Source organism: Hymenobacter agri (genome assembly GCF_054778495.1).
In genome coordinates, this window is sequence record NZ_BAAGZM010000518.1 from 1 (window position 1) to 3,085 (window position 3,085).

Consider the following 3,085-nt stretch of genomic DNA (forward strand, 5'->3'; position numbering starts at 1 on the left):
TGGCTGGCGCCGTTCGAAGACGTGCTGCGCGGCCGCCAGGCTCGCTTGCAGGCGCGGCTGGCCGAGATTGAGCAGTACCACGGCTCGCTGCTGAACTACGCCACCGCCCACCAGCAGCTGGGTTTGTACCACGATGCCGGGCGCGGCGGCTGGGTGTACCGCGAGTGGGCCCCGGCCGCCGACTACCTGGCCCTGATTGGCGATTTCAACCACTGGGACCGGGGCGCCAACCCGCTGCAAAAGCTGGAGTTTGGCGTGTGGGAAGTGTTTTTGCCCGATGCCGAATACGACCAGCGCCTGACGCACGGCAGCCGCTTCAAGGTGCACGTGGCGGCCAACGGGCAGGGCAAGGACCGCCTGCCCGCCACCCTGCGTCGCGCCGTGCAGGACGACGAAACCAAGGACTTCGCCGGCCAAATCTGGCGGCCCGCAACGCCCTTTGCCTGGACCGACCAGCAGTTCAAAGTAGCCAGCGCCGTAGCCGAGCCGCTCATCTACGAAGCCCACGTGGGCATGGCCACCGAGGACGAGCGCGTGGGCAGCTACCGCGAATTCGCCGAGAACATCCTGCCCCGCATCGCGGCCGACGGCTACAACACCGTGCAGCTGATGGCCGTGATGGAGCACCCGTACTACGGCTCGTTCGGCTACCACGTGGCCAATTTGTTTGCTGCCAGCTCGCGCTTCGGCACGCCCGAAGACCTCAAATACCTCATCAACGAAGCCCACCGGCGCGGCATCGCCGTGCTGCTCGACATCGTGCACTCGCACGCCGTGAAAAACGAGGCCGAAGGCCTGGCCGACTTCGACGGTTCGGGCAACCTCTACTTCCACAAGGGCGAGCGCGGCAACCACCCGGGCTGGGACTCCAAACTGTTCGACTACGGCCGGCCCGAGGTGCAGCGCTTCCTGCTCAGCAACCTGCGGTTCTGGCTCGAAGAATTCCACTTCGACGGCTTCCGGTTCGATGGTGTGACGAGCATGCTCTATCACCACCACGGCGAGGGCGTGGCCTTCATGGGCTACGACAACTACTTCGGCCCGGCTGCCGACGAGGATGCCATTCTGTACCTGCAGCTGGCCACCACGCTGGTGCATGAGTTCAAGAAAGGCAGCCTGCTGGTGGCCGAAGACATGAGCGGCCTACCCGGCCTGTGCCGCCCCATCAAGGAAGGTGGCGTGGGCTTCGACTACCGCCTGGCCATGGGCATTCCGGACTACTGGATTAAGCTGCTCAAGCACACGCCCGACGAGCATTGGCCCCTCGGCGACCTCTGGCACACGCTCAGCAACCGCCGGGCGGGCGAGAAAACCATTGCCTACGCCGAAAGCCACGACCAAGCCCTGGTGGGCGACAAAACGCTGGCGCATTGGCTGTTCGATTCGGCCATTTACGCCCACATGCACAAGGATGATGGCGACCCCGGCGCGGCGCGCGCCCTGGCCCTGCACAAAATCATCCGGCTGCTCACGCTGGCGGCCGGCGGCGAAGGCTACCTCAACTTTATCGGCAACGAGTTCGGCCACCCCGAATGGATTGACTTCCCGCGCGAAGGCAACAACTGGAGCTACCGCTTCGCCCGCCGCCAGTGGAGCCTGGGCGACAATCCCGACCTGAAGTTTCACCAGATGGGCGAGTTCGACAAGGCCCTGATTCACCTGGCCAAAGCCCGCCACCTACTGGCCGCCGGCCCAGCCACGCTGCTCAAGCACGACGAGGAAAACCGGGTGCTGGCTTTCGAGCGCGGTGGCCTGGTGTTCATCGTGAACCTGCACGTGGAGCGCAGCCTCACCGACTACCGCTTCTGGGTGCCCGAAGAAGGCGGCTACCGCGTGGTGCTTTCGACGGATAACGGCCGCTTCGGCGGCTTTGACCGGCCGGATGAGGTGTTTGAATACGAAACGTACGAGCATCAGCTCAGCCTCTATCTGCCCAGCCGGGTGGCACTGGTGCTGGCGCGGGAGTAGCTGGTCGCTGGCTTGGTCGCTGGCCGCAGTCTAAGCGCAGCGACGACTGCGCGCCCCTCGTACGGCGAGTTTGTAACTCGCCGTACGGGTGAGCCGGCGGCCGGCAGCGGCGAGTTGCAAACTCGCCTTACCTTAGGCATACAGTCGTCGCTTTGCTTAGACTGTTGCCAGCAACGTGCCAGCAACGTGCCAGCAACGACAGCACCGTCAGCCCCTTTTCGTCTGCTTTCTGCCTACCCCGTGGCCTACCCCATACGCAACCAGGAAGGACTGTATTTCATCACCTGCACGGTGGTGGAATGGGCCGACGTCTTCACCCGGCCGCTGTACAAGGACATCATCATCGAGAGCCTGCGCTACTGCCAGCGGGGCAAAGGGCTGGAGCTGTTTGCCTACTGCCTGATGAGCAACCACCTGCACCTGATTGCGCGGGCGGCCGACGGCCACCAGCTGTCCGACATCCTGCGCGATTTCAAGAAGTACACCGCCAAGCGCATCTTCGAAAACCTGCACGCCAATCCCCAGGAAAGCCGCCGCTTCTGGCTGGAATGGCTGTTTACCAACGCGGCCAGCTTCAATCGGCGCAACACCGCCATCCAGCTCTGGCAGCAGCCCAGCCACAGCATCGAGCTGCTCACCAACGCGGTGGCGCAGCAGAAGCTGGACTACATCCACCAGAACCCGGTGCGGGCCGGCATCTGCTACCGGCCCGAGGACTACGTGTACTCCAGCGCGTCGTTCTATGCCGGGCTGGAAGCGGTGCTGGCGGTGGAGCGGCTGTTCTAGGAGCTGCAGCAAAACCGGCCGGCCCTCGCTGGCCCCTCTCGCTGTCTCGCTGGCCGCAGTCTAAGCGCAGCGACGACTGCGCGCCCCCGGTAAGGCGAGTTTGTAACTCGCCGAATGGGTAAGCGAAAGCGAGTGGCCAAGCGACCAACGGCGGCGAGTTACAAACTCGCCTTACCGGAGGCCTACAGTCGTCGCTGCGCTTAGACTGTTGCCAGCGCAGTGCCGCACCAGGCTCAGGGGGGCCAGCCGGGGCGCTTCTTCGTCGGTCTGGCAGCGCGCTGGGCTACTCCACGGCCAGCCGGGCGCTGAGCTGCTGCCCTCGGGCATCGGT

2 protein-coding genes are annotated in these 3,085 nt (G+C 64.6%); both read left to right on the forward strand.

The features are described from left to right. Positions 1-1,968, forward strand: a 1,968-nt coding sequence (locus tag ACYVDE_RS18645) for an alpha amylase C-terminal domain-containing protein (protein ID WP_460503052.1), incomplete at its 5' end; no start/stop codon positions are given. A 240-nt stretch (positions 1,969-2,208) separates the two neighbouring features. Continuing rightward, positions 2,209-2,754, forward strand: a complete 546-nt coding sequence (locus tag ACYVDE_RS18650; RefSeq protein ID WP_460503053.1) for an REP-associated tyrosine transposase — start codon at positions 2,209-2,211, stop codon at positions 2,752-2,754. Positions 2,755-3,085 lie beyond the last annotated feature (331 nt).